19 protein-coding genes and 1 riboswitch are annotated in these 24,962 nt (G+C 65.4%); of the genes, 8 read left to right on the top strand and 11 right to left on the bottom strand.

Annotated elements, in window-relative coordinates; translation table 11 throughout:
- Positions 1 to 89 precede the first annotated feature (89 nt).
- Both HAP40_RS08045 and HAP40_RS08040 read left to right on the top strand, forming a co-directional pair.
- Entirely contained in the window at positions 90 to 998 is a 909-nt protein-coding gene (locus HAP40_RS08045) for a PaaI family thioesterase (RefSeq protein WP_166818311.1), read from the top strand.
- 67 nt (positions 999 to 1,065) lie between these two features.
- Positions 1,066 to 1,431 carry a hypothetical protein gene (locus HAP40_RS08040; protein ID WP_166818312.1) on the top strand — a complete coding sequence of 122 codons (366 nt, stop codon included), beginning with the start codon at positions 1,066 to 1,068 and terminating at the stop codon, positions 1,429 to 1,431.
- A 63-nt stretch (positions 1,432 to 1,494) separates the two neighbouring features.
- Here HAP40_RS08040 and poxB read toward each other — a convergent pair whose 3' ends face one another.
- The 3 genes from poxB to HAP40_RS08025 all read right to left on the bottom strand — a co-directional run bounded on the left by poxB (position 1,495) and on the right by HAP40_RS08025 (position 4,872).
- A complete protein-coding gene (gene poxB, locus HAP40_RS08035) occupies positions 1,495 to 3,231 on the bottom strand; it encodes a ubiquinone-dependent pyruvate dehydrogenase (protein WP_166818313.1) in 1,737 nt (578 codons plus the stop codon).
- Between the two features lie 80 nt (positions 3,232 to 3,311).
- Complete coding sequence (locus HAP40_RS08030) at positions 3,312 to 3,944, bottom strand: 2-dehydro-3-deoxy-6-phosphogalactonate aldolase (protein WP_166818314.1); 633 nt, start codon at positions 3,942 to 3,944, stop codon at positions 3,312 to 3,314.
- A 13-nt stretch (positions 3,945 to 3,957) separates the two neighbouring features.
- Positions 3,958 to 4,872, bottom strand: a complete 915-nt coding sequence (locus HAP40_RS08025; protein ID WP_166818315.1) for a 2-dehydro-3-deoxygalactonokinase — start codon at positions 4,870 to 4,872, stop codon at positions 3,958 to 3,960.
- A 216-nt stretch (positions 4,873 to 5,088) separates the two neighbouring features.
- On the opposite strand from HAP40_RS08025, the gene HAP40_RS08020 reads away from it, so the two are divergent.
- A complete protein-coding gene (locus HAP40_RS08020) occupies positions 5,089 to 6,186 on the top strand; it encodes an LLM class flavin-dependent oxidoreductase (RefSeq protein WP_008563374.1) in 1,098 nt (365 codons plus the stop codon).
- Between the two features lie 57 nt (positions 6,187 to 6,243).
- Positions 6,244 to 6,798, top strand: coding sequence for a flavin reductase family protein (locus HAP40_RS08015; protein ID WP_208024802.1), 555 nt, complete (start codon positions 6,244 to 6,246; stop codon positions 6,796 to 6,798).
- 1 nt (position 6,799) lies between these two features.
- Here HAP40_RS08015 and HAP40_RS08010 read toward each other — a convergent pair whose 3' ends face one another.
- The 5 genes from HAP40_RS08010 to HAP40_RS07990 all read right to left on the bottom strand — a co-directional run bounded on the left by HAP40_RS08010 (position 6,800) and on the right by HAP40_RS07990 (position 16,502).
- Positions 6,800 to 8,215, bottom strand: coding sequence for an FAD-binding protein (locus HAP40_RS08010; RefSeq protein WP_166818316.1), 1,416 nt, complete (start codon positions 8,213 to 8,215; stop codon positions 6,800 to 6,802).
- Positions 8,216 to 8,371: 156 nt separating this feature from the next.
- Positions 8,372 to 9,259, bottom strand: coding sequence for a LysR family transcriptional regulator (locus HAP40_RS08005; RefSeq protein WP_166818317.1), 888 nt, complete (start codon positions 9,257 to 9,259; stop codon positions 8,372 to 8,374).
- Between the two features lie 125 nt (positions 9,260 to 9,384).
- Positions 9,385 to 11,226 (bottom strand): sigma-54-dependent Fis family transcriptional regulator, encoded by a 1,842-nt coding sequence (locus tag HAP40_RS08000; RefSeq protein ID WP_166818318.1) that lies wholly within the window; start codon positions 11,224 to 11,226, stop codon positions 9,385 to 9,387.
- A gap of 95 nt (positions 11,227 to 11,321) precedes the next feature.
- The gene (locus HAP40_RS07995; RefSeq protein WP_166818319.1) at positions 11,322 to 14,624 is read right to left on the bottom strand and encodes an acetyl-CoA carboxylase family protein; all 3,303 of its coding nucleotides are present in this window, start codon (positions 14,622 to 14,624) and stop codon (positions 11,322 to 11,324) included.
- Between the two features lie 195 nt (positions 14,625 to 14,819).
- Positions 14,820 to 16,502: a methyl-accepting chemotaxis protein gene (locus HAP40_RS07990; RefSeq protein WP_166818320.1), complete on the bottom strand. Its 1,683-nt coding sequence runs from the start codon at positions 16,500 to 16,502 to the stop codon at positions 14,820 to 14,822.
- 355 nt (positions 16,503 to 16,857) lie between these two features.
- On the opposite strand from HAP40_RS07990, the gene HAP40_RS07985 reads away from it, so the two are divergent.
- Both HAP40_RS07985 and HAP40_RS07980 read left to right on the top strand, forming a co-directional pair.
- Positions 16,858 to 17,358 carry a hypothetical protein gene (locus HAP40_RS07985; RefSeq protein WP_166818321.1) on the top strand — a complete coding sequence of 167 codons (501 nt, stop codon included), beginning with the start codon at positions 16,858 to 16,860 and terminating at the stop codon, positions 17,356 to 17,358.
- Between the two features lie 11 nt (positions 17,359 to 17,369).
- Positions 17,370 to 17,843 carry a hypothetical protein gene (locus HAP40_RS07980; protein WP_166818322.1) on the top strand — a complete coding sequence of 158 codons (474 nt, stop codon included), beginning with the start codon at positions 17,370 to 17,372 and terminating at the stop codon, positions 17,841 to 17,843.
- A gap of 142 nt (positions 17,844 to 17,985) precedes the next feature.
- Here HAP40_RS07980 and HAP40_RS07975 read toward each other — a convergent pair whose 3' ends face one another.
- A complete protein-coding gene (locus HAP40_RS07975) occupies positions 17,986 to 18,588 on the bottom strand; it encodes a TetR/AcrR family transcriptional regulator (protein WP_166818323.1) in 603 nt (200 codons plus the stop codon).
- Between the two features lie 165 nt (positions 18,589 to 18,753).
- On the opposite strand from HAP40_RS07975, the gene HAP40_RS07970 reads away from it, so the two are divergent.
- Positions 18,754 to 19,131, top strand: a complete 378-nt coding sequence (locus HAP40_RS07970) for a tautomerase family protein (protein WP_166818324.1) — start codon at positions 18,754 to 18,756, stop codon at positions 19,129 to 19,131.
- Positions 19,132 to 19,150: 19 nt separating this feature from the next.
- Here HAP40_RS07970 and HAP40_RS07965 read toward each other — a convergent pair whose 3' ends face one another.
- Entirely contained in the window at positions 19,151 to 20,077 is a 927-nt protein-coding gene (locus HAP40_RS07965; RefSeq protein ID WP_166818325.1) for a CobW family GTP-binding protein, read from the bottom strand.
- A 3-nt stretch (positions 20,078 to 20,080) separates the two neighbouring features.
- Positions 20,081 to 21,571: an amidohydrolase family protein gene (locus tag HAP40_RS07960; RefSeq protein ID WP_166818326.1), complete on the bottom strand. Its 1,491-nt coding sequence runs from the start codon at positions 21,569 to 21,571 to the stop codon at positions 20,081 to 20,083.
- An 816-nt stretch (positions 21,572 to 22,387) separates the two neighbouring features.
- Positions 22,388 to 22,582, top strand: a riboswitch (cobalamin riboswitch).
- 107 nt (positions 22,583 to 22,689) lie between these two features.
- Between HAP40_RS07960 and HAP40_RS07955 the strand changes: the two genes are divergently transcribed.
- Positions 22,690 to 24,960 carry a TonB-dependent receptor gene (locus tag HAP40_RS07955; protein ID WP_166818327.1) on the top strand — a complete coding sequence of 757 codons (2,271 nt, stop codon included), beginning with the start codon at positions 22,690 to 22,692 and terminating at the stop codon, positions 24,958 to 24,960.
- Positions 24,961 to 24,962: the final 2 nt, after the last annotated feature.

The following is a 24,962-nucleotide window of genomic DNA, read 5'->3' as shown; positions in this document are numbered from 1 at the left end:
CCCGCCCTGTCGAGGCCAAACCGCGCGAGCCGACCTGCAACGCCATTCGAGGTTTTGCGCGGCGCCCGGCACTGGTCTAGAACGTCGTCATGTCCACGCAACCCGCTACGCTCCCCTTCGAGGAACTCGCCGAGGCAATCCAGGGCCGCCGCTCCGATTACGGCCATATCAGCGGGCTCCAGCTCGACCGCTTCGCGCCCGCCGAGGCCTGGTCCAGCCTGCCCTATCGTCCCGTTTTCGTCGGCGACACCGAGACCGGCGTTCTGCATGGCGGCGTCGTCACCGCGATGCTGGACGAGAGCTGCGGCATGGCCGTGCAGCTTGCGCTCGACGGCACGCGCGCCATAGCGACGCTCGACCTGCGCATCGACTATCAGAAGCCGGCGACGCCGGGCCTCGACATCAAGGCGCATTCGGTCTGCTACCGCACCACACGCTCGATTGCCTTCGTGCGCTCCACCGCGTATCAGGAGTCCGAGGACGACCCGGTCGCGACCGCGACCGCCTGCTTCATGATCGGCGCCAATCGCACCAACATGCTCGCGGACCGCCGGATGGACGGGCGCAACATCCCGACACTGGAGGCGCCGGAAGATCCGGATGGCCCGTTCGCGAACAGCCCGTTCGCGCGCTGCCTCGGCATTCGCGTCAACGACGACGGCACGCTGACGATGCCGTTCTCGCCGAAGATCATCGGCAACCCGATCTTGCCTGCGATCCACGGCGGCATGACCGGTGCTTTCCTGGAGACCACCGCGATCGTCGGCGTGGCACGCGAGCTCGGCACGGCCGCGCCGCCCAAACCGATCGGCCTCACCGTCAACTACTTGCGTTCAGGTCGCGCGCTCGACACCTTTGCCGACGTCTCGATCGTGAAGCAGGGCCGGCGCATCGTCGCCTTCGAGGCGCGGGCCTGGCAGGAGGATGCGACCAAGCCGATCGCCACAGCATTCGGTCACTTCATGCTGCGGCCAACGCCTGGAAGTGACGAGGAATAGGCGTATTTTACTTGACGGGCGCCGTCCTGGCCACAACGATAGGGCGGCCCCCGAAAGAGGTACTCTGTTGCGGCATCCTCTCGACATCGTCGCCATGTTCGCCGCACTCTGGTTGCTGGCCTCGATGGTGCTCGACGCGCTGACGCCGACGGAGCTGACGGCAGTCATGATCGGCATTGCGATCGGACCCGCCGTGATTATCACCGCTGTGTTCTACTACCTTCGTTGCCCGCGCCTGGATTTCGCGGTGATGTTTGCGGCGCTCTGGCTGATCTCTGACATCGCGATTGCATTCGTCTCGTCGGCGAAGCTACCGCATTTCCTGATCGTGCTCGGCTTCGTCCCGGCGCTGCTGATCGGTGTCCTGCTACACTGGCAACGCTTCCAGAACCGCCCCGAGCGCCTGCCCGCCCCGTCGGCGAAGCGCGGCTGAGGCCGCACAGCCGGTGTTCACCTCTCCCCGTCGAGCAGAGGTGGACCGATTGCCTCGGCAAGATCATCGCGGCAAGAGATTCGTCTTCGCGAGGTCCAGCACCTCGTCGCCGCGGCCGTTCATCACCGCACGCAATACCCACAGGCTGAAGCCCTTGACCTGCTCGGCCGTGATGGTCGGCGGCATCGACAATTCCTGCTTGGCGGTAACGACGTCGAGCAACGCCGGCCCGTCATGCGCCAGCATCTCCTTGACCGCGCCGGGCAGCTCGCCCGGGTCTTCGACGCGTTTGGCGAAGATACCCATCGCGCGCGCCATCGCGGCGAAATCGGGGTTCTCCAGATCGACATTGGTGTCGACGAAGCCCGCTGCCTTCATCTCCAGTGCAACGAAGCCGAGCACGCCGTTGTTGAAGACGACCACCTTCACCGGCAGCTTCATCTGCGTCAGCGTGATCAGATCGCCCATCAGCATGGTGAAGCCACCGTCGCCCGACAGGGAGATCACTTGTCGGCCGGGCTGCGCGGCCTGCGCGCCGATCGCCTGCGGCATGGCGTTGGCCATCGAGCCATGCACGAAGGAGCCGATCAGCCGGCGGCGGCCGTTCATGTCGAGATAGCGCGCGGCCCACACCGTGGGCGTGCCGACATCGGCGGTGAACACCGCATCGTCGGTCGCGTGGTCGCTGATGACCTTTGCGAGATATTGCGGGTGGATCGGCTTGCTGCCTGGCGTGCCCTTGGCGAGCGAGTCCAGACCTTCTCGCGCCTTCTTGTAATGCGCGATCGCGTCGTCGAGATGCTTGCGCTGCGTCTTGGTCTTCAACAGCGGCAGCAGCGCCTCGATGCTCAGCTTGACGTCGCCAACGAGGCCGAGATCGATCCTGCAGCGCCGCCCCAGATTCTCGGGGCGGAGATCAACCTGCGCGACCTTCGCGTCGGTCGGGAAGAACTGCTTGTAGGGAAAATCAGTCCCGAGCATCACCAGCGCGTCGCAGGCATGCATGGCCGCGTAGCCCGAGGAGAAGCCGATGAAGCCGGTCATGCCGACGTCGTAGGGATTGTCGTATTCGACATGTTCCTTGCCGCCGAGGGCATGGACGATCGGGCTCTTCAAGGCCTCGGCAAGCTGCATCAGCGGCGCATGTGCGCCGGCGCAGCCGCGGCCGCAGAACAGCGTGATGCGCTCGGCGCCGTTCAGGAGATCCGCGAGCGCCTTCAGCTCATCCGCCTGCGGCACGACCTTCGGCTGCGCCAGCGCGAGGCCGCGCGTCGTCGACAGCGCGCGCTTGGGCGGGCTGCGGAAGGCGACGTCGCCTGGCATGGCGATCACGGCAACGCCGCGCAGACCCACCGCCGCGCGGATCGCATTCTCCAGCACGTAAGGAAGCTGGCTCGGGTCGGAGACCAGCTCGCAATAATGGCTGCATTCGCGGAACAGGTTTTGCGGGTGAGTTTCCTGGAAATAGCCGCCGCCGATCTCGGCCGAGGGAATCTGCGCGGCGATGGCGAGCACCGGCACGCGGCTGCGATGCGCGTCGAACAGGCCGTTGATCAGATGCAGATTGCCCGGGCCGCAGGAGCCCGCACACACCGCAAGGCTTCCCGTCATCTCGGCTTCGCCGGCGGCGGCAAAGGCTGCGACCTCTTCGTGCCGGACATGGATCCAGTCGATGGTGCCGCGGCGGCGCAGCGCCTCTGTGAAGCCGTTCAGGCTGTCGCCGACAATGCCATAGATGCGCTTGACGCCGGCCTGTTCGAGCGTTGCCACGAACAGTTCGGCTATGTTGTTGATCGCCATGTCGGTCTCCTCATCGCGCTGGTGCAGCAAGATAGGCTAAGGCACGACCGTGATGCCATCACGGCTTGTTCATCACAAGCTCAGTCGTTCGCAATCGCCCGATCGTAGGCCGCGATTGTCACCTTTGCGCGAGCCGCTACATCCGCTGCCGTCATCCCGGGCTTGTAAAGGCTCGAGCCGAGCCCGAACGCGGTCACACCACCCTTGATGTACTCCGCAAAGTTCTGGTCGGAGACGCCGCCGACGGCGGCGATCATCACGCCTGCGGGGAGCACGGCGCGGATCGCGGCGATGCCGGACGCGCCGAGTACGCTCGCCGGAAAGAACTTCAGGCTCGAGGCACCCGACCGCGCCGCCAGCAGCGCCTCTGTCGGCGAGAACACGCCGGGCATCGTCACCATGCCGTGCTGATGCGCGCGCGCCAGCACCGCGGTGTCGACATTCGGCGAGACCATGAGCTTGCCGCCGGCATCGTTGAGACGGTCGACGTCTGCGGCCGTCAGCACCGTGCCGGCGCCGATCAGAACGCCGGCCGGCGCTTGCTTCACCGCAGTAGCAATGGAGCGGAACGGATCGGGCGAGTTCAGGGGAATTTCGATCGCAGTCATGCCGGCGTCGATCAGGACGCCGACGATCGCCTCGCTCTCCTCGGGCCTGACGCCGCGCAGGATCGCGACCAGCGGACGCTTCATCGGCGGGAAGGCAACGCTCATCTCGGTCATCCTCTCATTTCGACCAGATCGCGGCTGCCGCCATCGACAGCCCGCGGCGAACCGCTTCATCGGCATCGATCGGGGTCACAGCAACCGACAGCACCTCGAAAGCCATCCTGTACAACATCGCCAGCCGCCCTGAGGCGATCAGCGTGACGCCTGCTTTCGGCACAGTGCCCGAAAGGCCCGCGGCGAGCTCGATGCCGATCAGGGTCCCCGACAAGGTTTCGCGCGCCGCAGCCGGCGTGCCACCGAACAAGAGCTGCCGCGACCGCGCGGTGAACAGGAGATTGGCGGCGAAGGCCGGCGTCTTGAACGCCGAAACGACGGCCGTCTTGAAGCTCGCGATATCGTCCGCGTCATCAGCGCCGGCGACCGCAAGCGACAGAATGGTCTCGCGGGAGACGGCGCTGAACAGCTCGCCGGTCATGAAGGTGGAGAAATGCGCGACCGTGCCGTCCTTCACCCGCACCCATTTCGAATGTGTGCCGGGCATGCAGACCAGCGCCTCGCCGGCGGCATCGAGACCGAGCGCGCCGAGCAATTGCGTCTCCTCGCCACGCATCACGTCCGGCGCCTTTGCATCGCGCTGCGCGATACCCGGCAGGATGCGGATGTCGCGCGCCTCGCCGGCCACACGCGCGGCCTGTTTCAGGATCGCGGCAAGCGGCGCCGGCGTATCGACATAACCGGCCTCGACCCAGCCCGTCTTCGCGCCGGCCATGCCACAGACAAGCACCGGCAGGTGATCCGGCGCTTCGATCGCCGCAAGGTGCGATTGCAGCACTGCGGAAAAACCGGCTTTGGCCGCGGTCAGCATGCCCTCGCCGCTGCGGCGCTCCGCCAGCACCTGGCCGGCACGGTCGACCAGCCAGAGCCGGAAGCTGCTAGTGCCCCAATCCACCGCGACATAGGCGGGTTCGCTCATCTCGACACGTATCCTCGTCTCACCGGCAAGACACCGTCTCGCGACAATGAGACGAGGGCTTGCAAATCCGCCCCGGGATATCGGCTATTGCCGCCGCAAACCAGCCCTTTCTCGCTGGATTATACCCATGTCGCGCTGGCACACCCCTTGCTGAAGCGTTCCCACTCACATCCGTGAACCGCGCAACAAGACGCGTCAATTGTAGAGAGGAAACCCATGGAGATCGGCTATTTCACCATGCCTTCGCATCCGCCGGAGTGCGGCCTGAAGGAAGGGAACGACTGGGACCTGCAGGTCATGCGCTGGCTCGACGAGCTCGGCTATCAGGAAGCCTGGGTCGGCGAGCACCACACCGCCCCCTGGGAACCCAATCCCACGCCGGATCTGCTGATCGCACAGGCGCTGATGCAGACCAAGAAGCTTCGCATCGGGCCGGGCGGCTTCCTGCTGCCGTATCATCACCCGGCCGAGCTTGCCAACCGCGTTGCCATGCTCGACCATCTCTCCGAAGGCCGGCTCAATTTCGGCGTCGCGGCTTCGGGGCTGCCGAGCGACTGGGCGATGTTCAACGTCGACGGCATGAGCGGACAGAACCGCGACATGACCCGCGAGGCGCTCGAGATCATCCTGAAGCTGTGGACCGAACCGGCCCCGTTCACCCACAAGGGCAAGTTCTGGACGGTGACCAAGCCCGATACGATGTTCGACTTCCTCAAGCCGCACATCAAGCCGCTGCAGGCGCCGCATCCGCCGATCGGCGTTGCCGGGCTCTCCAAGAACTCGGACACCCTGAAGCTCGCCGGCGAGCGTGGCTTCATCCCGATGAGCCTCAACCTCAACCCGGCCTATGTCTCCAGCCATTGGGATTCGGTCGAGATCGGCGCCGCCAAGACCGGGCGCAAGCCGAACCGCGCGGATTGGCGACTGGTGCGCGAGGTGTTCGTCGCCGATACCGACGAGGAAGCCTGGAAGCTCTCGACCGGCGACATGATGGGCCGGATGATGAGCGAGTACTTCCTGCCGCTGCTCGGCCATTTCGGCTTCAAGGATTATCTGAAGCACGCGCCCGACGTGCCCGACAGCGACGTCACCGTCGAATATTGCGCCAAGCGGAACTGGATCGTCGGCTCGCCCGCGACCGTCGCCGAGAAGATCGAGAAGATCTACGACGAGGTCGGCGGCTTCGGTGTGCTGCTGGTGTTCGGCTTCGACTACAAGCACAAGGCGGAAGCCTGGCACCATTCGCTGTCGCTGCTGAAGAACGAGGTGATGCCGCGCCTGACGCATCTCGGCTCCGCGAAGAAGGCGGCTTGACCGCCAACGGGTGCGGCGCGATCGTGCCGCACCCGCATTCATTTCGGAGATTCCCACGTGACGGTGGACGCCAAGGATTTCAAGCAGGCGATGCGCCAATGCGCCGGCGCGGTCGCATTGGTGACGGTGGGCGCCGAGCACGGCAAGCGAACCGGACTGACGGTGACCTCGGCCTGCTCGCTCTCCGACAATCCGCCGTCGCTGATCGTCTGCGTGAACCGCAACGCCAGCGCACATACGCGCATCCGCGAGGAAGGCGCCTTTGCGATCAACTTCCTGCACGAGGATCATGCCCTGCTGGCGCTGACGTTCAGCGGCCAGAAGGGCGTCAACGGCGACGACCGTTTTGCCTTCGGCCAGTGGACGCGGGGCGAGACCGGCGCGCCGGTGCTGACGGACGCAGTCGCAGCATTCGACTGCGTGCTGGCGCAGGAGTTCGAGACGACGACGCATTCGATCTTCGTCGGCGAGGTCCGCGGCGCGTCGCATACGGCAACGGCTAAGCCGCTGGTGTACTTGCGCAGCAATTTCCATACGCCGCAGGAGATGCGCGAAGCGATTGCGCTCGGCGATCTCGATGCACGGCATCTGAGCTGGACGGATTTCTCCTGATCTAGAACAGATCATACCCGGGCGTGAGGATGCCGCCCGGATCGTGACGGCGTCTGGCTTCGCGCAGCAGCGGCCATCTCGGGCCGAAATGATCCATCCAATCCTGCGATGACATGGCAAGCGCACTCACGGGGTAGAGCATCCCGCCTGCGGCACGAATGCGATCGTACAGGATGCGGTTGCGCGCAAGCTGCCGCTCCGCATTCGCCTTGTCCGCGGACGCCGGGATGCGGATGAGATTGAACGGGAATACGACGCGTTCGTCGGGCAGCCGAAGCAGGGGCGTGCGGCACGCGTCCGTGAACATCGGGTAGTACGTGATGCGCCCGAGCGGGCCGAGATCATCGCCGTCCAGCCCCGCAATGACCTCGCTTGCGATCTCGAGCGCGTTGCTGCCGCGCAAATAGGTCAGGAGCCAGGGATGCGGATTGAACCATTGGCCGTTCGACCGCAGGAGCTTTTCGAGCTTCGCAAATGCGTTGGCGTCTTCGCCGAAGGCCAGGTCTGAGACAGTCTCGCGTTTGTCGGCCAAGCCCGCAAGCAGGGCCTTGTCGTTGGGGGGCATGCTGCCGTCGTAGAAGACGCCCGCCTCCAGCTGATAGCGCCAGCCGCCGGCGCCATTGGGCACGACGGCGCCCTGCAACTGATCGAAACGCGCCTCGTCGAGGGCGCGCCGCTGATCTGCGGTGAGTGAAGCAAGATCGGGATAAGACAACAGATAACGCCTGACACGCTCGGGTGCGCGCATCAATCGAAGTGTCGCTCTCGTGATGGTCGCGCATTGCGCCAGCCCCGCCCGAACGGCGTCGAAGAGATCGGCATTTGCGGTCGGTGAGCAGGTCAGCTCCACGCTCTCTCCGGTGACCACGTCGAGCTCCAGGACCTGGTCAGTCTGGAGACCATGCCGGGACGACGACCCGCCGATCCCTCCAACAGCGAGCGTGCCGCCGACGGACAGGCCAAGGTAATTGGTCAGGACTAACGGGACCAGTCCCTTGGCCAGCGTCGCGTCGAGCACCGCGTGCCAGGTCGCGCCGGCGTCAACGACGACACGGTCCGGCTCGATCCGATGGATCGCCGTCAGCGCACCGAGATCCAGTACAATACCGTCTTCGGCCATGGCCCGGCCATAGGTCGCATGGCCCTGTCCGCGCGCCGCAACCTTCAGCCCCTGTTGCTTTGCCCAGCGCAAGACGTCGGCGACTTCGGCGCTCGACCCGGGTTTGCAGACAGCCCGCGGCTGCCTTTGAATGATGTGGCCAAAATCCTGCGCGGCGGCGGCACGGGATTCTGCATCGTCCTTGAGCGGCAGCCGCGGGTCGCTCGGCCCCGGCGATTGTCCGGCAAAGGTGGCGGAAGCCAGCGTCGCGGTGACGCTGACGCCAGCATGCAAGAGTGTCCGTCGATTGGGAGTCATGGTGCAGTCCTCTGCGCCCCAGCCGGGCGGATGTGCCCTGCGCATCAAACTGCGATCGACCGCCCGGCGGGACAACCGGCGCTTCGCGGGATAGACATTCCCGCTAACCGGGAGAATGACGCGTTCCCGCACCTCCCCGCGTCATTGTCGCGAATGTCAAAGCCGCTCGTGCTTCAACCTCTCCGCCAGGAGATCGACGAAGAGATGCGTCTTGGCCGGCGGTATCGCGCTCGGCGGAAACACGGCGCGCACCGGCGTTCGCGGTGCCTCGAACGACTCCAGCACGATTTCGAGCGCGCCCTGATCGACGAGATCGCGGATCTGCCAGAACGGGCCATACCCGACACCGAGGCCGTGACGAGCGGCCGCATGCGCAGCGGTCATGTTGTCGGTGTGAAAGCGGCCGTTCACCTGCACTGTCGTCGCACGGCCATCGACCTGAAACCGCCACATGTCCACTTCGCCCCGGCCGGTCCTGCGCAGGATGCTTTGATGATCCGAGAGGTCATTGGGATGATGCGGGCGGCCATGACGCGCGAAATAGTCGGGCGCGCCGTAGACGACCGTGCGCAGCTCTCCCAGCCGCCGGGTCTTCAACGACGAATCCGGCAATTCCCTGATCCGGACGGCGAGATCGAAACCATCTCCGACGACATCGACGGGCCGGTCGGACATGTTGACGTCGACCTCGATCTGCGGAAAACGCGCCATGAACTCGGCGATGGCAGGCACCACATGGGTCGATCCGAACAGGACCGGTGCTGCGATCCTCAGGAGACCCGATGGCTCGACACGCCGGTTTGCCGCTTCGAGCCGCGCTTCGGTGATTTCGGCAAAGGCCGGCTTGACGCGGCGATAGAACGCCAGTCCCGCCTCAGTCGCCACCGACTGCCGCGTTGTTCGCCGCACCAGCTCGACACCGACGCTCTGTTCCAGCGCGGCCAATGCCCGGTTCACCGATTGCAGCGACCGCCCCAATTGCCGGGCGGCGGCCGTCTGGCTGCCGGCTTCAATGACAGCCAGAAAGACTTCGATCTCCTCCATCGAAATGCTCTCCTCTCTCGATCTCCCGGGAATGTATGGTCGCGGCGGCGCGTTTGCCGCCTGATTCACGAGAGCCGATCAAGAGCCGAACGGCGTCCGGGTTCCGGCAGGCGCCAGCGAACTCGTTAGAATGAGATCTTCAATTGCTTGATCTTCCGATACAGCGTGGCACGGCTGAGCTTCAGCGCGTGCGCGGCTTCGATGACGCGGCCGCCGTGCTTGCGGAGCGCCTCGACAATCGTGGCCCGCTCGGCCGCTTCGAGGTCCGGCTCCGCCCTTCCGAACGGCGGCAGGTCGAGATCGGCATCGGTGATGACGCCGTCTTCCGCCGTGCAGCCAGCGAGCCGCAGCACGTGGCGGAGCTGGCGCATGTTGCCGGGGAACGGATAGGCCGCGAGCTGCGACCAGGCATCTTCCGAGAGCCGGCAGTTCGGCGCCTCCTCGCGCGCGATCTGGCGGATGACGTCGGCGCGGTCGGCGCGCTCGCGCAAGGCCGGCAACCGCACCTCCATGCCGCGCAGGCGGAAATAGAGGTCGGCGCGGAAGGCGCCCTGCTCGGCCATGCGGCCGAGATCGCGGTGGGTGGCGCTGATCAGCCGGATATCGACGGCGACGGGCTTGAGCGCGCCGAGCGGCCAGACCTCGCGGTTCTCCAGCACTCGCAAGAGGCGGGTCTGGAGTGCGACCGGCATGTCGCCGATCTCATCCAGAAACAGCGTGCCGCCATCGGCCTGCACGATCAGGCCCTTCGAGCCGTCGCGCCGCGCACCGGTGAAGGCGCCGGCCTCGTAGCCGAACAGCTCCGCGTCGATCAGGCTCTCCGGCATCGCCGCGCAGTTCAGCGCGACATAGTCGTTGCGTGCGCGGTTGCTCGCCGCATGAATGGCGCGGGCGAACACGTCCTTGCCGACGCCGGTCTCGCCGTGCAGCAGCACCGGCAGATTGTGGTCGCCGATGCTTCGGAGCCGTTTTACGCTTTTGACCAGGCCGGGATCGCGGCCGGCGAGGCGATGCAGCGCGTCGACACGGTCAATCGGCGCATCGCGTCGCGGCGCATGCGACCTTGCACGCAGCGGCGGCGCGACGTGACCCCGGCCCAACGAACTGCCATCGGCACGACGCAGCTCAATCCGTTCATCCGCACCGCGCGCAGCATGATCGAACTTGATGTAGCGCGACAGATCAATGCCAGAGGCGATCATGCCGTCGGTAAGGCTAAGCAACGCACGCGCCGAGCGGCAGGCGCCGACGATGCGGCGGTCGTCGTCATAGGCGATGAGGCCGCTGCCGCCGTCGCCCGGCACAGTAGCGATCCAGGCGTTGCGGAAATGGCTGCGGAAGATCGCCCCCTCCATCCGGCGCGTCGCCTCCATCGTCACCGCGAGCGCAAGCTGATGTGCGGCGCGCTCGAGATCCTCGCGGCACGAAGTGATGTTGATCGCACCGGCGAGCCGCCCGGCCTGGTCGAACAGCGGCGCCACGGCGCAGGAGAACATGTGCCACTGCGCGCGAAAATGCTCGTCGCGATGCACCAGGATCGGCTTCTCTTCAGCCAGCGCCGTGCCGAGCCCGTTGGTGCCCTCGAAAGTCTCGGCGAAGTTCGAGCCGGTGTAGATCTTCCAGTCCAGAAACATCCTTGCATCGGCTTCGCCCGGCAGGCGGCTGAACAGCATGGTCGCGTTCGCGTCAGCGAGATTGACGCAATAGCCGGCCTCGCGCAGCACGCGGGCAAGATCGTCGAGCTCGGGCGTCGCGAGCCTGATCGTCTCCTCCATTGGCTCGGCGACGTGACGAATCTCGGCTTCGGTCAGCGTCTGCGGCGGGCCCTGGCGGGCTGGATCGAGCTTGTGATTGACGAGGCACCGCCGCCAGGAATTGGCAATCCGCGACGAGGCATCGACGTCGGCCACGTGGCTGGCGACGGACAAGACACGGGCGACATGGTTCGAGGCCGAAAGGCTGGCCATCGCGGACGTCTCCACCCTGCATTATTGTGCAAAGTCTGGCACCACAGGCGGGGATGTCAATCGGGAACCGGGACGCAGCTATTGCTGCACTGCGCTCACCACGTATCGATGCATGGCCGCTTCTTCTCGGTCCTCGCGGGCGGCTTCGGCACGGAGCGCAGGCCCGCCATGATCCAGCGCCGCGTCTCTGCGGGATCGATGACGTTGTCGATCTCGAACACGGAGGCGATCGAGACCGCCTTGCCGTTGGCGTAGAGCTCGGCGACCTTGTTGCGGTAATAGGTCTCGCGCTCCTCGGGGTCGGCGATCGCCTCCATCTCCTTGCGGAAGCCGAGGCGGACATAGCCCTCCAGCCCCATGCCGCCGAACTCGCCGGTCGGCCAGGCCGCGGTGAAGAACGAGGCATGGAAGCCGCCGCCGATCATCGACTGCGCCCCTAAGCCATAGCCCTTGCGCAGCACGATGCCGAACAGCGGCACGGTGAGGCTCGCGCCCGTGACGAACATGCGCGAGACGTGGCGGACGATTGCGGTCTTCTCCGCTTCGGGGCCGACCATGAAGCCGGGCGTGTCGCAAAGCGAGACGATCGGCAGATCGAAGGCGTCGCAAAGCTGGAGGAAGCGCGCGGCCTTGTCGCCGGCATCGGCATCGATGGCGCCGCCGAGATGCCGCGGATTGTTGGCGATCAGGCCGAACGGCTTGCCCTCGATGCGGATCAGGGCGGTGATCATGCCGACGCCGTAGTCGCGGCGCAGCTCCAGCACGGAGTCCTTGTCGGCGACGAGATCGATTACGCTGCGGATGTCGTAGACGCGAAGACGGTTCTCGGGGATGGCGCGGCGGAGCAGGCGCTGGTCAGCGGCCTCCCAATCCTTCGCCGCCCCCTGGAAATAGGACAGATATTTCTGAGCGACGCGTGTCGCCTCCTCCTCGTTCTCGACGAGGATGTCGATGACGCCGTTCGGAGACTGGACCGCAACGGGGCCGACCTCGGCCGGATGATAGACGCCGAGACCGCCGCCCTCGATCATGGCGGGACCGCCCATGCCGATCGAGGCATTCTGGGTGGCGATGATGACATCGCAGCAGCCGAGCATCGCAGCATTCCCGGCGAAGCAATAGCCGGAAACGACACCGACGACGGGCACGAGGCCCGATAGCCTTGCGAACTGCACGAAGGACGGGCCGTCGAGGCCGGTCATGCCGAGGCGGTCGGTGTCGCCAGGGCGGCCGCCGCCGCCTTCGGCATAAAATACCAGCGGCACGCGCCAGTCTTCCGCAAGGGTCAGCATGCGGTCGATCTTCTTGTGGTTCATGTGGCCCTGCGTGCCCGCGAGCACGGTGTAGTCATAGGCCACGACGATGCAGCGCGCGCCTTCGGCACCGAACTTCTCGGCATTGACGGTGGCAACGCCCATGACGAGGCCGTCGGCCGGCGTGTTCTTGATGAGATCGTCGAGCTTGCGCCGGCGCCGCTGCGCCGCGATCGCGAGGCTGCCATACTCCATGAACGAGCCGTCGTCGACGAGCTGGGCGACGTTCTCGCGCGCCGTGCGCTGGTTGGTGTTGCGGCGCCGCTCGACCGAGGCCGGGCGGTTTTCGTCGAGCGTATTGGCCTGGCGCGCGATCAGTTCGGCAAGGTCGGGACGTATGTGATCGAGATCGATGTCGGCTTCCGCCGCCGCGCTGTCGGCCGCGACGTCCAGCGGTTCGAGATAGAGGATCGGCTCGCCATGCAGCAGCGTGACGCCGTCACCGGCAACGAGCTTCATGACCCGGCCGCCCTGCTCGGCCATGACCAGATGCTCCATCTTCATGGACTCGATCACCGCGAGCTGCTGGCCGGGCCGCACGATCTCGCCTTCCTTCACCTGGATGGTGACGATCGTTCCCTGGAGGGGCGCGGCGACCATCACCGCGCCTTCCGGCACCGCTTGCGCGACGTGCGTCTCGGTACCATGGCCGCTTCGCTCGGTCGCCGCGAAGTACAGCGGCTTGGCGGCGCCATCGGCCGCCTCGACGAGCTTTGCGATGTTGCGGTCGATGAAATCGGTCGCGATACGGTTGGTCTTGAAATCGGGATGCGCGAGCACCGCCTGAAGGAACGCGATGTTGGTGACGACGCCATCGATCCGGAACTCGCGCAGAGCACGCGATGCCTTTGAAACCACATCGTGCCAGGCCTCGCCCGGCGTGTGCACGATCACCTTGGCAAGCAGCGAGTCGAAGGCGGCGCTCGTCTTGTAACCCGCATAGCCAAAGCTATCGACGCGGACGCCGGGACCCGACGGCGGCTCGAACACGGCGAGCACGCCGCCGGTCGGATGTGTGGCGCCGGTCTCATCCAGCGTTTCCATGTTGATGCGAAGCTGCATGGCATGGCCGCGCGGTTTCGGGATCGATCCCTGCGCGAGGCCGAGGGCCGCGAGCGAAGCGCCCGCGGCGACCGCGAGCTGGGCGCGGACAAGGTCGAGGCCGAGCACCTCCTCGGTGACGGTATGCTCGACCTGGAGCCGTGGATTGGCCTCGATGAAGGCAAAGCTGTCCTCGGCGGTGCCATCGACCAGGAACTCGAAGGTGCCGAGATTGTCGTAAGATGCAGCTGCCGCCAGTTGCTTCGCCGCCTCGATGATGCGGCCACGCAAGGGATCACTCAGCGACGGACTGGGCGCGACCTCAACCAGCTTCTGGTGCCGGCGCTGGATGGTGCATTCGCGTTCCCAGAGATGGGAGATGGCACCAAAGCGGTCGCCGATGATCTGCACCTCGATATGACGCGCCTGACGGATCAGCCGCTCGGCATAAACGCCGTCGAAGCCGAACGCCGCCTTGGCCTCGGACTGGCAGCGCGCGTAGGCCTCCGCAAGATCGGATGCTTTCTCGACCACGCGCATGCCGCGACCGCCGCCGCCGGCCATCGCCTTGATCAAGATCGCCGCGTTGCTGCCGAGCGAGGTGAAGAATGCGGTGATCTCCTCCAGCGAGGACGGTCCGCTGGTGCCGGCGATGATCGGCACGCCGCAGCGCTTTGCCAGTTGCCGCGCCGCGACCTTGTCGCCGAACAGCTCGAGCGCCGCCGGCTTCGGTCCGACGAAAGCTATGCCTGCATCGGCGCAGGCCTTGGCGAAGGCGGCGTTCTCGCTGAGAAAGCCGTAGCCGGGATGCACGGCATCGCAGCCGGCCGACTTCGCCGCCTGTACGACCGCGTCGATGTCGAGATAGGCGCGCGCGCCACGACCGGGGATTTCGACCGCCTCGTCGGCGACCCGCACATGCAGCGACAGAGCGTCGTCGGCCGGATGGATCGCGAACGTCGCTATGCCGGCATCGGCCGCGGCACGCGCGATGCGGATGGCGATCTCGCCTCGATTGGCGATCAGGAGCTTCTTGAACGACATGCAGCGGTCTCCATGCCCGCGATGGCAGGCGCGGGTCGGCAGGTTCGATGATCCTGCTTCTTCACTTTAACCGCAGCCGTCAAGGGTGGGAAAGCCGGTCGCGATGACCGCTCCCGCAGGCCGGAATTTTCACCCGACCGCGCGCGTCGTGACGAGGCCGATTATCCGTACCACGGCAGACCGGATCGGCGACGATCAGGCCGCGCGCACACCCGCAACGAACGCACTGACCTCGTTCTCGAGCGATTGCAGCTTCAGTGTCAGCCGGCCGCTCGATTGCAGCACGAGGCCGGCGACCTCGCCGGTCTCCGCCGTGGCATCGGTGACCCCGGAGATGTTCTGCGAGACCTGGTCCGTGCCGGACGCCGCTTCCTGCACGCTGTGGGCGATCGCCTGCGTCGCGGCGCCCTGTTCCTCGACCGCAGCGGCGATCGACGAGGAGATTTCGTTGACCTCCATGATGGTGGCGCGGATGCTCTCGATGTTGCCGACGACCTCGTTGGTCTCGGCCTGGATCGCGGTGATCTGCGCGCCGATCTCGTCGGTCGCCTTGGCGGTCTGGCTCGCCAATGATTTTACTTCGCTCGCGACCACCGCAAAGCCCTTGCCGGCTTCGCCGGCGCGCGCCGCCTCGATGGTGGCGTTGAGCGCGAGCAGATTGGTCTGCGAGGCGATCTGGTTGATGAGGTCGATGACCTCGCCGATCTTGTGCGCGGCGGCGGCCAGCCCCTGCACGGTGTCGTTGGTACGCTGACCGTCGGCGGCTGCCTTGTCGGCCACGGTGGCAGCCTGCGCGACGCGCTGGCTGATCTCGGTGATCGAGGCCGACAACTGCCCGGCGGCGGACGCCACCGTCTGCACGTTGCTGGAAGCCTGCTGGCAGGCGGCGGCGACGAAGCTCGCGCGGTCGGTCGCCTTGTTCGCGGTCTCGGACATGCCCTGCGCGGCCTGCTGCATTGCGCGCGCCTCATTGAAGACATCGCGGACGACGGCCTGGACGCTTGCCTCGAACTGGCCGGCGAGGTCGGCCATCGCCCTGCGCTTCTCGTCGTCGGCCTTCTGCTTCAGCTCCTGCTGTTCGGCATGCATCCGGCTGACGGCCGATGCATTGTCCTTGAACACGGCAAGCGCCTTGGCGAGCCCGCCAACCTCGTCGCGGCGATCGGTGTAGGGCACGTCGAACGCGACGTCGCCAGCGGCGAGGCGTTCGGTCAGCCCGGTGATCCGGGCCAGCGGCCGGGTGACGCTGCGGCCGATCAGGAAGGAGGCGCCGAGGACCACGATCAGCACGGCCAGGCATATGTAGGCGAACGTCATCGCGTTCTGGCGGAAGACGGCATCGACGTCGTCGAGATAGATGCCGGTGCCGATGATCCAGCCCCAGGGCGCAAAGCCCTTGACGTAGGAGATTTTTCCGACCGGCTGGTCGAAGCCGGGCTTCGGCCAGAGATAGCCGTAGAAGCCCGCGCCCTGCTTTTTGACGACGTCGACGAAGCCCATGAACAGCGCGTTGCCGGCGGGGTCCTTCATGCCGGACAGATCCTTGCCGTCGAGCTCGGGCTTGATCGGGTGCATGACCATCTTGGGGGTCATGTCGTTGATCCAGAAATACTCGACCTTGTCGTAGCGCAGGCTCTTGATTTCAGCCATTGCTCCGGCCTGGGCCTGCTCGCGCGAGAGCTTTCCATCGCTCTCGAGCTTCTGATAGTGCGCCAGGATGCCGTAGCCGATATCCACCATGTGCTGCGTCTTGGCCTGGCGATCGGCGACCATCTGCGCGCGCAGGGTCGAAAGCGCGATCGGCGCCAGCGCCACCATGCCGAGAAGGCTGATGCCGACAATCAGGACCAGCTTGAAACTGATTCGGGAGAAGAACATCGGAGCTCGCGAGAATTCGAAGGGCTGATATGCCAGATTATCCCGTTCTCCTTAGCAAAGCTTTAAGCATTGGCTTCCCTACAAATCCCGCAAGAATGGGTACGACGGCCCTCGGTCCGGTCACGGAGGCCCTGCGCGCATGGCGTCGCTGGACGGATTGAAATGCGTCGGGGTTCCCCTGCATTGGAATCGTTCAAGGCGCAGGTGTCTGCTTCCGGGCTCGAGGCTTCTTTAGATCTAGAAGACCTCGATATCGCTCCTCCAAGCGTTGACTTGCGGAGGGCTCTGGCAGAACGATCGAGCAAGCTCATCGACGCCAACGATGGCGTGAGCGCAGCCGAAGGCCAGAGCCTCAATGCATCAATCGACATACACCGGATCGCTCGACCTTCCAGCGCTGAGCGCGGCGGAGCGGCTCTTCATCTGGGGATTCAGGGCGAAGGCTCGCAGCGGAGGCGCCGTCCCGACCGCGGCCGACATTCAGCAAGTGTACGACCATTTTCGCGTCGGCGACGCCGTGCTCTCGCTGGAATCCATCATCGAGATCTTCGCATGCACGGCGCATACGGCGATCGAGGTGCACTGCCCGACCTGCCCGCGCATGTCCGACAGCGAGCACGGAATCCTGCGGGCGATCGCCGCCGCGCAGCAGGAGCGCCTTGACGCGGTGCGCGAGCAGTTCGAGTGCTGGCTGCCGCCGGTCGGGGCCGATTGGGCTCTCGCGCCCGTGCGGGGACTTGCAACGATCTTCCGCATGGCCGGACTCATCCTGCCCGACCGGCACGTCCGCTCCTTCGAGCATGATCGGACGATGGCCATGAAGAGCTGGTTCGTGGGCAGTCCAACGCTGCACTGACGGGATCGCTGATGATGCAGGACGCCTGCAGTTTCGTGCCAATCCCGGAGGCGGGACAATCGCGGCTCTGCCCGCTCCAGGCCGTGCTTTCGGCGCCCCGGAGCATCGAGGACTACGACCAATTTTCCCGCGTCGCGCTGTCGTTGTTCCGCTTCATCGGGGCGGCCTATGCGACCGGCGCGTCCGATTGCTGGGAAGCGGCCTACCACTTTGCCGACGAGACGCCTGACATCGCCGACAGCGCGCTGCTGGTCGCGCGAGCCGCAGCGCTCGTCAGGATCCTGCGCAGCGGCCGGCCATGCGAGCTGTGCCTCATGCCGCCGTCCTGCCGGCGCCTGTCGAAGGACGAGACGGAACTGATGCGATTGCTCGCAGCCGCACGCAGCAAGCAGCCGGGCGAACTCGAATCCATCGTTTGCCAGTTCGTCGGCTCCGGAAAGCAGGATGCGACGACGCGCGCGGTCAACGCGCTCGCGTTGTGCTGAAGCTTCGACGGGTTCTAGTCGCATCTTGAGCGACCTTGCGCTACCAACATGCGATGGAGCCGCAGAGCTCGATGCCCTCCATGAAACCTCCAGACGATCCCAGCGCGACCACCGCTGGGGTCGTCATTCTCGCATGTTCACCTCACTGACCGCCCTTCCGGCCCAGCACGAGGTCGATCGTGTGCGCGGCGATCTTGCGCAATTGCCGCTCATCGCCGAACGCACGTTCGAGCACGGCAAGACCTCGCGTCACCGTGATGATGTGCAGGGCGGCCGCCGCTGCGTTGCCGCTGAATTCGCCGCGTTCTGCGCCCGCCGACAGCGTTTCCTGAATGAGGGCAGTGATGCGCGAAACGAGGCTCGCAAAAGCCCGACGCGCGTCTTCATCGAGCCCTTCGCCTTCGGCCGCTCCGAGCTCCATCAAGCCGCGCGTAGTCGGACATCCCCGTGGCGGCGTGCCGGCACGGAAATTGGTGATGGTCAGATCGAAGAACACGGTGAGACGTTTGCGCAACGAGCCCGCGCCGAGCGCCTTTTGCAGGACGACGAGATACTCGCCCGCATAGCGCTCATAGGCCTTCAGGAACAGCGCCTCCTTGCTGCCGAACGCATTGTAGAGGCTGCCGCGCTGGACGCCGGCATCGCGCGCGATGTCTGACAGCGAGGTGCCGCGCACGCCCTTGCGCCAGAACTGCTCGAACGCGATGCGCAGGACGTCGTCATGGTCGAACTCGCGCGGCCTCAAGATCTTCTCCTGTGCGGACAATATTTGACACGATGTCAAAAACGTGGTTTCTGGACATCGCGTCAAAAACAAATTTGAGATCGATAGCCCGTTTCGTCAATGGCCCGAACCGCCGGCGCATGCACACGCCCCGGCGGGCCGGCCCGCGCGCAAAGGGACCAGCTCATGCCTCTCCTCCACATCTCGATGCGCGCCGGCAAGCCGGAGTCGTACCGGCAGGCGATCCTCGACAGCCTTTACCGGGCCATGCGCGAGACGCTGAACGTGCCCGAAGGCGACGAATTCATGACCATCAGCGAGCTTGCGCCCGCGAACTTCCGCTGCGGCAACGCCTACGGCGTCGCGCGCAGCGACGACGCCGTGCTGATCCAGATCACGGTGTTCGCCTCGCGCACCGCCGAGCAGAAAAAGTCCCTGTATCGCCGGATCGCGGACCTGCTCGGCGAGAGCCCGGGCATCCGCCCCGAGGACGTCTTCGTCAACGTGCTCGATGCCCCCAAGGAGAACTGGTCGGTCGGAAACGGAGAAGCGCAGTTCGCGTGAGCTGGTCCGATCTGCCGCGTCAGCCGGCAACGCACGCCTCCATGATTGCATCGAGCTCCGCCCGCGAGAGCACCCCGAGCTCGGCAATGAAGACGATCCGCGATCGCGGCACGCCAGGCGCCGGCGCTTGCCCCGGTGCCAGCGTGGCGCGGCCGGCGGCGAACTGAAACACCATCATGCGGCCGGGCTGCTCGACCGTCTCGAACAGGCCCTTGGCGCGCGCGAGTTTTGGCGCAAGGCGGCCGATGGCCTGTTGCAAGCGCGGCAGCGAGAGCGGCTGCTCCGACGTCCAGCTCAGCGCCTCGAAGCGCTCTTCCGCCGGCCGTCGCGGCGCGATCTCGCGCGGCGCGGGCGCCCGATCGATAGTCGCGGGAAACAGCAGCGCGGCGGGAATCTCGCCGTGCTTCGCATCGACAACCACGGCAGGCACGCGCTGCGCGCGGATTGCCTCGCGCATCCGGACACCTGCGCCCGCGTCCGCCAGATCCAGCTTGCTCAACGCCACGATGTCGGCGACGCGGAGTTGCGAACGCTGGAGTGCATCCTCGAGCGCGGCCGGTGGTGCAGTCGCGTCCATCACGCAGACCACCGTCTCCAGCGGCGCTTCGCGCAGGATCACGGGATCCATCAGGTTGCGCACGATGTCGGCGGGATCGGCGACGCCGCTGGTTTCGATGACGATGTGCTCCGGCTTCGGATCGCGCCGCAGCAGGGTCGAGAGCGTGCGCAAGAGATCGCCTTCGAGCGAGCAGCAGATGCAGCCATTGGCGAGACTGACCACACCGTCGCTGGCCCCGGCGATCAGTTCCGCATCGATGTTGATCGCGCCGAAATCGTTGACGATGGCGGCGATGCGCCGCCCCTCGGCGTTGGCCAAGAGATGGTTGACCACCGTGGTCTTGCCCGCCCCCAGAAAGCCCGTCACCAGGAGAATGGGGACCGGCATGGATCAGCCCCCGACGACGGGGCGGCGCACCGGCCTTCCCGGCCGCGCGGCTGCGTCAAGCACGCCGTCACGGATCAACGGCTGACCACTGACGATCAGATGCCGCACGCCTTCGGAGGGCCGATTCATCGCCGTGAAGGTCGCACGGTCCGAGAGCTTCTCGTAGTCGAACACGACGATGTCGGCATCCGCATCCTTGGCAAGCCGCCCCTTGGCGCGCATCGCGGGCGTGCTTTGCGACAGGATTTCTGCGGGGATCAGCGCGCATTTACGCACGCCTTCGAGCAGCGACACGGTCTTGCGCTCGCGCACCCATTCGCGGATGAACTTCGTGAAGCAGCCGGCCGAGCGTGGATGCGAGGTGGCATCGTCAGGCAGCGGCCAGGCGTCGCCGGTGTAGGTCTTGCCGTCCGACGTCGTCCACGGCATGGCGTCGGACGCGATCGCGCCACCGGGATAGAGCACCGACATGTCGAGCAGGTCGCGGTGATGCGCGTTGTTCTCGGTGTCGAGGATGTGCCAGAGCACCAGCGAGGACGGCTCATCGGCCTGCGCCTTCAACAGCTCCTCGCGGTCGCGGAAGCGATGGCCGTCGGTCACCCGCTGCACGGAATCATAGCCGGTGCCGTTGCGCTCCACGAACTCGGGATCGCTGAAGAACGCCGCCGCCAGCACGGTCGAGCCGGTGCCGTAAGGATAGGCCTCGACCGTGATGGGCAGGCCCTGCGCCTGCGCCTTCGCGATCAGCACGCGGCAACGCTCCACGTCGGTCTTGCTCGACGAATTGAAATGGCAGATGTGCATGTGTGCGCCGGTGGCGCCGGCATAACCGATCAGGCGGATATAGGCTTCCGCCGCGCTTTCGGGATCGATGCGCGACATGAAGGCGACGTGGGTGAAGGTCGGCACGTCCTGCTTCGCGGCGAGCTGGCAGACCGCGGTCAGCTCCTGCACGCCGGCGCCGGGCGCGTAGGCGTTCAAGATGCCGATCCCGATGCCGCCTTCGTTGAGGCCGCGTGACAGGCGCTCGAGAATGCCGGCGACCTCCGCATCGGTCGCGACGTTCTCGATCCAGCGGCGGTCGCGCATGGCATTGCCGAATGCCTCCAGCGAGCTCTCCGCATTGGAGCCCGTCATTGCGCCGATGCGCGCAAACGCCCAATTGGCGGCAGCGCCGTAGTTCAGCACGCGGCCCTTCCGCGCCTGGCGCTCATACCAGGACGCGACCGGCAGCACCCCGGCCTCGAGATCGAGCGTGGTCGTGACGCCGTCGAACGCCTGCATGCGGTCGGCCGGGACCGACTGGCCATGCGCGTGCAGATCGATGAAGCCGGGCGCGACCACGAGGCCGGTGGCGTCGATCACCCGCTCCGCGCCGCCGAGCGAGGAGCCGACCGCCGCGATCTTGCCGTCCACCACCGCCACGTCGCCGATGGCATCCATCCCGCTGGCGGGATCCACCACCCGGCCGCCAGAGATCACCAAACCGCTCATTCAACTATCCTCCGCGCTGAATTCGTATCAAGGCAGATTCTGAAGGGAACGACCACCTCCGCCGAGGCCGATGCATCATGCTCGTACGGAAGATCATTTGGCAGGCAGATCACAAACGCGAACGCGTTCTCGCGGCATGTTCTGCCCGAGCTGTGCTCTTCACACCCTCTCGAAAAAAAGGGCGCAGGGAAGACCGGGCACCGGCTGGCACCCATAAGACCCCTGCGCTGAACGAATGCACGCGCAGTGCACAGGGGAGACACAGGGCAGCCAAGACCAGGCCTTCCCTGCGCGATGGTTTGACGGCCTATGCCGCGCTCTCCCGGGAGCCGAGTTCCTTCTGGCCTCCCTCACCCCAACGAAATGCACGGCAGCGCGCCGGTTGACGCGATGACGCCTTCGCCAGGGCTTGACCGTAGCAACGACGGCCAGGACCACACGGTTTCGCCGTACGCGGACGACCCTGCTTTGCCAAGAGGCTTCGCAGGGCACGGGCGCCGTCCGTCTTCGCGGGACGTGCCATGCTCACGAGGTTCATCTCGCCCTGCACGCAACTGACCCGCCTTAGCGCCGCCCGCGTCCACCGCAATCCCAGCCCGCGTTCGTGACGACGTACGACCGCCCCTTTGGTGGTCTGGGATGGGCAACACATACGATAAATCCGAATTTCGGTAAAGTGGAATATTTTCAACGAAAAGGCTTGACACAGGATTGGGGTGTTTCGCCGACGTGCGGTGGAGGATCCCCGCATCGCCGATGACGGTGCGAGGCGCTGAACTGTCTCGGGAGAGCCAGTTGACAGCGCTTTGCAAATAAAACTAGGGTGACTGCGACGGTTCTCCTTCGGGAGATCAATAGGGAATACGGTGCGGGGATCCCCCAACGCCGTGGCTGCCCCCGCAACTGTAAGCGGTGAGCCTTCGCCAAATGCCACTGGGCCTGCGGGCCTGGGAAGGCGGCGACAGGCAACGACCCGCGAGCCAGGAGACCTGCCGTCAGTCGTGGTCACACGCGAGCACATTGGGCGGGGTGTCCTGGTGGGTGTTGAGTTGTCTTCCTCCTGAGGAAGCGGCCAGACTGCGTTCGCGGTGACGTGCCACGTTATCGCGAGCCTATTGATGATCTCCCGTATAATCTTCGCGCCACGGCGCCGCCGCGCGTTGCTCCGTTCAGTTGCATTCTCCTGCCTCGTGTTATCGACCGACGGCTGGGCACAGTCCCAAACGCCGGTCCAGACGCTCGCCCCCGTGGTGGTGCAGCCACCGGCGAGGCCGCCGAATGCCCGCAGCACCCAACGCAGCTCTGCTGCCGCCCGCGCCGCGCGGTCGCGCCAGCAGCGCAACGTGACTACCAATACACAAGTTGCCGCGCCGACTGGTCCTGTCTTCGCCGCACCGACGCTCAACCTCACCGGCGCGAGCACGGCCGGCAGCCGGCTCGGCCTGACGCGGCTGCAGACTCCGGCCAGTGTCGAGGTGATCTCCGCCGAGACCATCTCCGAACGTGGCCAGCAGAACATTCTCGACGCGGTCACGCAAAATGCCACCGGCTTCACCGCGAGCCCGGCGCCGGGCAATGGCGGCGTCTCTTTCAATACCCGCGGCTTCACCGGTCTCGGCTCCGTGATGACGCTGTATGACGGCACCCAGCTCTATATCGGCGCCGGTACGGTGACCTTTCCGTTCGACACGTGGTCGACCGAGCGCATTGAGGTGCTACACGGTCCTGCGTCGGTGATGTATGGCGCGGGCGCGGTGGGCGGCGCCATCAACATCGTTTCGAAACTGCCATTGTGGGTCCCTCGCAACCAGGCCGAGGTCTCGCTGGACACGAACATGACGCGACGCATTGCTGTAGACAGCGGCGGTCCGGTCAGCAAGGACGTCGCATACCGCATCACCGCCTCCGGCAACATGTCCGACGGCTGGGTCGATCGTGACGACACCTCGAATGTCGCGCTTCATGCCGTGGTTCAGGTCAGGCAGAACGAAGACGTCACGTGGACGCTGTCCACGGACTATGGTGACCGCAACCCGTCCCGCTACTTCGGCACGCCGCTGATCAACGGCAGGCTCGATGAATCTCTACGCTTCAAGAACTACAACGTCAGCGACAGCCACATCCGCTATCAGGATAGCTGGAACCAGGTGAAGACCGATTGGCAGGTCGCCGATGGAATTTCGATTCAGAACACGCTTTACTATTTGAACTCCAAGCGGCACTGGAAGGACGTCGAAAGCTACGCCTATATTCCTGCCACCGGCCTGGTCAACCGAACCAGCTACATCGAGATTTTTCACGATCAGCAGCAGGTCGGCAATCGCATGGACGCGAAATTCCGCGGGCATGTCCTTGGCATGGCCAATGAGTTCCTTGCAGGCTTCGACGTCAACAGCATCAACTTTGCCCACACCAACAATTCGCCCTATGGGGGCTCGTCGTCCGTCAATCCGTTCAATTTCATCCCAGGCGCATTCAACAGCCCGAACGCCACGGTTCCCGGCTACGGCAGCGTGACCAATCAATACGCGCTGTTTGCCGAGAACAGGCTGTCGGTCACCGAGCAACTGTCCTTGATTGCCGGCATACGTCAGGACGAACCGACGATCACGCGCACCGACTATGTTTCGCCCGCCAACAGCTTCGAGAAGTCGTTCTCCTCGACAACCTGGCGCGCAGGTGCGGTCTACACACCGGTCAGGGATCTCGCTTTCTATGGCCAGTATGCCACCGCGGTCGATCCGGTCGGAGGGCTGATCTCCCTGTCCTCCGCAAACAAGAACTTCGACCTCGCCACCGGCAGACAGATCGAGATCGGCGTCAAGCAATCATTCTGGGGCGGCCGCGGCGAATGGACCTTGGCCGGCTACGAGATCGTGAAGAACAACCTGCTGGCGCGCGATCCCAACATTCCGTCGTTGACCGTCCAGGTCGGCCAGCAATCGTCACGCGGTGTCGAAGCATCAGTGGGTTTCCTGCTCGATTACGGCTGGCGTATCGACGCCAATACAGCCTTGCTGCGCGCGAAGTATGACGACTTCGTGCAGGCGGTCGGCGGCGGCAGCGTGAACTATGCCGGCAACGTACCCGTCAATGTGCCGCAGCACGTCTCCAATATCTGGGCGACCTGGGCCTTCGCCCCGAACTGGTCGGCCAACGCGGGCGTCCAGATCGTCGGCAAAACCTACGCGGACAATGCGAACACGGTGACACGCCCGGCCTACAACATCGTCAATGCCGGTGTGCAATGGAGGCCCGATCCCAACACCACCGTGTCGTTCCGCGTCTACAACCTTTTCGATGAGGTCTACACGACGTCGGGCGGCACCACTCAGTGGCTGCTCGGCATGCCACGCACGGCGCAGCTCGCCGTCAACGTGAAGTTCTGAGC

Source organism: Bradyrhizobium sp. 1(2017), assembly GCF_011602485.2.
Lineage (GTDB): Bacteria > Pseudomonadota > Alphaproteobacteria > Rhizobiales > Xanthobacteraceae > Bradyrhizobium.
This window is presented reverse-complemented; position numbering and strand designations above follow the sequence as displayed.

Bases quoted from the DNA above. Each gene is read 5' to 3' on its own strand.
- HAP40_RS08045 (WP_166818311.1), top strand. From the start codon at position 90: ATGTCCACGCAACCCGCTACGCTCCCCTTCGAGGAACTCGCCGAGGCA.
- poxB (WP_166818313.1), bottom strand. From the start codon at position 3,231: ATGGCGATCAACAACATAGCCGAACTGTTCGTGGCAACGCTCGAACAG.
- HAP40_RS08030 (WP_166818314.1), bottom strand. From the start codon at position 3,944: ATGAGCGTTGCCTTCCCGCCGATGAAGCGTCCGCTGGTCGCGATCCTG.
- HAP40_RS08025 (WP_166818315.1), bottom strand. From the start codon at position 4,872: ATGAGCGAACCCGCCTATGTCGCGGTGGATTGGGGCACTAGCAGCTTC.
- HAP40_RS08020 (WP_008563374.1), top strand. From the start codon at position 5,089: ATGGAGATCGGCTATTTCACCATGCCTTCGCATCCGCCGGAGTGCGGC.
- HAP40_RS08010 (WP_166818316.1), bottom strand. From the start codon at position 8,215: ATGACTCCCAATCGACGGACACTCTTGCATGCTGGCGTCAGCGTCACC.
- HAP40_RS08005 (WP_166818317.1), bottom strand. From the start codon at position 9,259: ATGGAGGAGATCGAAGTCTTTCTGGCTGTCATTGAAGCCGGCAGCCAG.
- HAP40_RS08000 (WP_166818318.1), bottom strand. From the start codon at position 11,226: ATGGCCAGCCTTTCGGCCTCGAACCATGTCGCCCGTGTCTTGTCCGTC.
- HAP40_RS07995 (WP_166818319.1), bottom strand. From the start codon at position 14,624: ATGTCGTTCAAGAAGCTCCTGATCGCCAATCGAGGCGAGATCGCCATC.
- HAP40_RS07990 (WP_166818320.1), bottom strand. From the start codon at position 16,502: ATGTTCTTCTCCCGAATCAGTTTCAAGCTGGTCCTGATTGTCGGCATC.
- HAP40_RS07985 (WP_166818321.1), top strand. From the start codon at position 16,858: ATGCATCAATCGACATACACCGGATCGCTCGACCTTCCAGCGCTGAGC.
- HAP40_RS07980 (WP_166818322.1), top strand. From the start codon at position 17,370: ATGATGCAGGACGCCTGCAGTTTCGTGCCAATCCCGGAGGCGGGACAA.
- HAP40_RS07970 (WP_166818324.1), top strand. From the start codon at position 18,754: ATGCCTCTCCTCCACATCTCGATGCGCGCCGGCAAGCCGGAGTCGTAC.
- HAP40_RS07965 (WP_166818325.1), bottom strand. From the start codon at position 20,077: ATGCCGGTCCCCATTCTCCTGGTGACGGGCTTTCTGGGGGCGGGCAAG.
- HAP40_RS07960 (WP_166818326.1), bottom strand. From the start codon at position 21,571: ATGAGCGGTTTGGTGATCTCTGGCGGCCGGGTGGTGGATCCCGCCAGC.
- HAP40_RS07955 (WP_166818327.1), top strand. From the start codon at position 22,690: ATGATCTCCCGTATAATCTTCGCGCCACGGCGCCGCCGCGCGTTGCTC.